We start from the raw sequence: 247 nt of genomic DNA, 5'->3' as shown, positions 1-247 counted from the left end.
GGTGTTCCAAGGGACCTGGCTGAATTGGCTTGATGCGCTGCACCGGGAAATCAAGCAGGACTTTGGCGGCTGTGTGCCTGACGCAGGCGACTGGGCTCCCGCCGATTGCGCATTCTTTGCTCGGATAGAGATCCATCGCGCGGCGATGGAACGCGCCTATTCGGACGATGGCTTCTCCGTCCGGCGCGCGGCCGCGCAGGCCTGCGATTTTGTGAGCGATTGTGTAATCTACCGACAGGCGCAGGAC

1 pseudogene is annotated in these 247 nt (G+C 61.9%); it reads left to right on the top strand.

The window, feature by feature from the left end:
• Window positions 1–247 (top strand): annotated as a pseudogene (locus AC0L2O_RS37275) (class I tRNA ligase family protein); the annotation flags it as partial.

It is taken from the genome of Bradyrhizobium sp. Kon10 (assembly GCF_055807395.1).
The sequence above is the reverse complement of the archived record's forward strand: the minus strand, read 5'-3'. Positions and strand labels throughout refer to the sequence as shown.